Raw genomic sequence first — 3,315 nt, 5'->3', positions numbered from 1 at the left:
GACCGCTTTTTCATCGTTTTAAACAAAATATTGAAATATTATGAACTTGTAGCTCACACAGTGGATAAACACTGACAAATTCCTGTCAAACTAAAAAAGGCCGCCTCAATTATTTTGAGACGGCCTCGTTTTTTTGTTGCTGGCACTTATTTATTAAATTTCAAAAAACAGGATTTTCACCCTTTTTCATTCCCCTATATATCACTAATTTTAAATCACTAACCCTAATATTTTATTACATTAATGTGCGATAAAAATATAAAATTACTTGATTTTATATTTTATACACTTGATTCACAGCTGTTTGATTTTTTGTTTTGTATGGTTTTGCAAAAACAGGCTACCAATTAAAAGATAATTGTTCTTGCTCTGCTTTATCAATAATCCAGTCTTTTTCCAGATTTTCTAAAAATCTCATCAAATTAATGTAATTGAAAAGATGGATTTTACAGAAGCTGACCAAATTTGAAAATGCCCAATTACGCTTTAGCCTCTTCTTTATCACAGCAAAACAAAAGATTCACTATCAAAACGCAATAAATCTTTATCTTGATTGCATTTTCATTATCTCCCAAGAAATACTTCAACGGAAAATTCTGTTTCAACTGTTTGAACAATAACTCTATTTGCCATATTATTTTGTACAGAGCCGCAATAAGATCGGCACGCAGTTCAAATAAATTTGTTAAAAATTCAAATTCTCGTTTGTTTGCCCGGTCATAGAATGTCACTTTTCTCAATCTTAATTTTGATATTTCTTTGCCTTTTTTACTTCAATTTCAATGATTTCATCTTCTAAAAACGCCATTATGGATCCGTTCTCCAATATCTAGTTTTTCAATACTTCGGTACGAGGCATTGTCTTTTATCCGAGTTACAAATCCTGTTTTTTGAGTTGTAAAATGCTCAAAAGCCTTGTAATCATTGTATCCTTTGTCAAAAACATAAACGGTGTTTTCATCACATTTTAATTTCTCTAAAAAATTATGATCGTGTATTTTAGCTTCGCTGAACCAGACCAAACTCGGTACCATTTCATCCGCATTGACAACGGCGTGAACCTTGACCCCTCCTTTTCTTTTTCCACTTTTGGGATTTCTGCCAACGCACTCCATAATGTACTTGAACTAGCTAATTATTGAACTATCAAAAATCTTTACTTGCTTTTTTATGATATCTTTAATCCGGCTGTCCGATAAAAAACCACCATATTGTTTTAATAATTGATGATAAATATTATCAGAAAACTAAAACATCTCTTTTCTTGTTTGCATCAGATAAAGTACTTCTTTTCGGAATATGATTTAACTGAAAACCATTCGTTTTTCCTGACAGAGCAAGCATTGCGCCGGATATTTCTCGAAGTAATGTGCACTTTGAGAATGAACAGAAAAGCATACTTATCAAATGGTCTTTCGTCCTAAATCGTTTTGTATAACCATCTGAATCACTTTTTTTGACTTCTTTTCTTATCAAGAATCGTCTATTAAAGAAATCAGCTGTCTGAAAAACAGATTTACTCGAAAAATAAGTACTTTTACCCATCGTATTTTGTATGTCCAAACACAAATTTACGATTCATTTAAAGAAGCCATTAATTTGGCTTCTTTTTTATCGGACAACAATGAAATATAAATACAATAATTAAATTTTTAGGGCTATATTTAAAAGTTGGTTAGCATATAACCAGCTTTTATTTTTGTAGGAGAATTAGTAGAGTTAGCATGGCGCAAAATATCGAAAATAAGTTTTTAAAAGAAAGTTCAGCCAAATCCTTTGATCTTAGACACCGCGAGATTATTTCCAATAATATTGATAAATATAACGTGGCTCTCGAAAAGGGAAAAAGTAAGTTTTTCGATTTAGAAAACTCTAAAAAGAAAGCGAATCTAATTAAATGGCGCACTATTGAGAACTTAGATAAATATTTGGTTGACTTTGAAGCTAATTTTACGGCAAATGGTGGAAAAGTAATTTGGGCTGATAATGCAGAAGAAGCTCAACAAGAGATTTGGAAGATTTTCGAAAAACACAATGCCAAATCGGTAATCAAATCCAAATCCATGGCTACCGAAGAAATTGAATTAAATCATTTCTTAGAAAAAAAAGGCATTGAACCAATAGAAAGTGACTTAGGTGAATATATCATTCAACTATTGGATCACAAGCCCTATCACTTCGTGACGCCCGCCATGCACCTCAGCTTAGAAGAAATAGCCAAACTTTTCCATGCGAAATTCGAAACCCCGTTAGATGCTACTGCTGAACAATTAACGATGAAAGCGCGCGAGCTGCTACGTGAAAAATATACAACAGCTGAAATTGGAATTTCTGGGGCAAATTTTCTCGTGGCAGATACAGGAAGTATTGCCATTACTGAAAATGAAGGAAACGCGCGTTTAACGACCACATTTCCAAAAGTCCATATTGCAGTAGTGGGTATAGAAAAGGTAATTCCAACAATGATGGATTTGGATTTGTTTTGGCCATTATTGGCTTCACATGGAACAGGTCAAAACCTTACCGTTTATAATACTTTGCTGAGTGGCCCAAGACAAGAAGGAGAAACTGATGGCCCAGAAGAAATGTATGTCGTACTTTTAAACAATGGTCGCACAAATGTCTTAGAGAAAAAAGATCAGCGACAAGGATTATATTGCATACGCTGTGGCGCGTGTCTTAATGTCTGCCCTATTTACCAAAATATAGGAGGTCACACGTACGAAACAACTTACCAAGGACCTATAGGCTCTTTAATATCGCCTCACCTTAACGGAATGAAAGAGTTTAAACATCTTTCATATGCTTCTAGTCTATGTGGAAAGTGTACAGAAGTTTGCCCTGTAAATATTGATATCCAAAAAATGCTTTTGCTAAATAGACGTGATTCTGTACAAGAGAACCTAGCTCCTGCTTCCGAACAACGGCTGTGGAAAGGTTTTACTTTTGGTATAAAGAAGAGAAAATGGATTGATTTCTTTGGCGGAAAGTTTAAAAATTTCTTAATGCGTAATTTCTTCAAGAAAGCTTGGGGCGAAAACCGTGATTTACCTCAATTTCCAGATAAATCTTTCTCGAAACAATATAAAGAGCAACAAAAGAATAAGGATAAATAAAAGGCAATGGCTTGTCATTTTGAAGATTGGAGAAATCTAAAAAGTTTCACGAGATGCTCATTCCATCTAAGATGATGTGAACTACCCATTTGCTAAAGACAAATGGGCTTCGGGCTTCACAGACTTGTGCTTTGTTGCCAAAGTCTTATTTGAGTCTCCGCCCGTGTAATCGCCAGTTCCTGACGATATTATTTTTAAT

The 3,315-nt window shown here is 34.1% G+C and carries 2 protein-coding genes and 1 pseudogene; 1 reads left to right on the top strand and 2 read right to left on the bottom strand.

The features are described from left to right. Positions 1 to 479: 479 nt before the first annotated feature. Together FLS47_RS18670 and FLS47_RS19105 are read right to left on the bottom strand one after the other, a co-directional pair. Positions 480 to 1,115, bottom strand: a pseudogene (locus FLS47_RS18670) (IS4 family transposase). Positions 1,116 to 1,239: 124 nt separating this feature from the next. Then, positions 1,240 to 1,545, bottom strand: coding sequence for a DUF4372 domain-containing protein (locus FLS47_RS19105; protein WP_223225381.1), 306 nt, complete (start codon positions 1,543 to 1,545; stop codon positions 1,240 to 1,242). A gap of 179 nt (positions 1,546 to 1,724) precedes the next feature. Between FLS47_RS19105 and FLS47_RS16230 the strand changes: the two genes are divergently transcribed. After that, on the top strand, positions 1,725 to 3,116 hold the full coding sequence (locus FLS47_RS16230) for a LutB/LldF family L-lactate oxidation iron-sulfur protein (protein ID WP_149915375.1): 1,392 nt from the start codon (positions 1,725 to 1,727) through the stop codon (positions 3,114 to 3,116). Positions 3,117 to 3,315 lie beyond the last annotated feature (199 nt).

It is taken from the genome of Sphingobacterium cavernae (genome assembly GCF_008520265.1).
Lineage (GTDB): Bacteria > Bacteroidota > Bacteroidia > Sphingobacteriales > Sphingobacteriaceae > Sphingobacterium > Sphingobacterium cavernae.
Note: the sequence above shows the minus strand (reverse complement) of the source record. Positions and strands in the feature narration are given on the sequence as shown.

Coding starts and splice junctions, on each gene's coding strand:
- FLS47_RS19105 (WP_223225381.1), bottom strand. CDS start 1,545: ATGGGTAAAAGTACTTATTTTTCGAGTAAATCTGTTTTTCAGACAGCT.
- FLS47_RS16230 (WP_149915375.1), top strand. CDS start 1,725: ATGGCGCAAAATATCGAAAATAAGTTTTTAAAAGAAAGTTCAGCCAAA.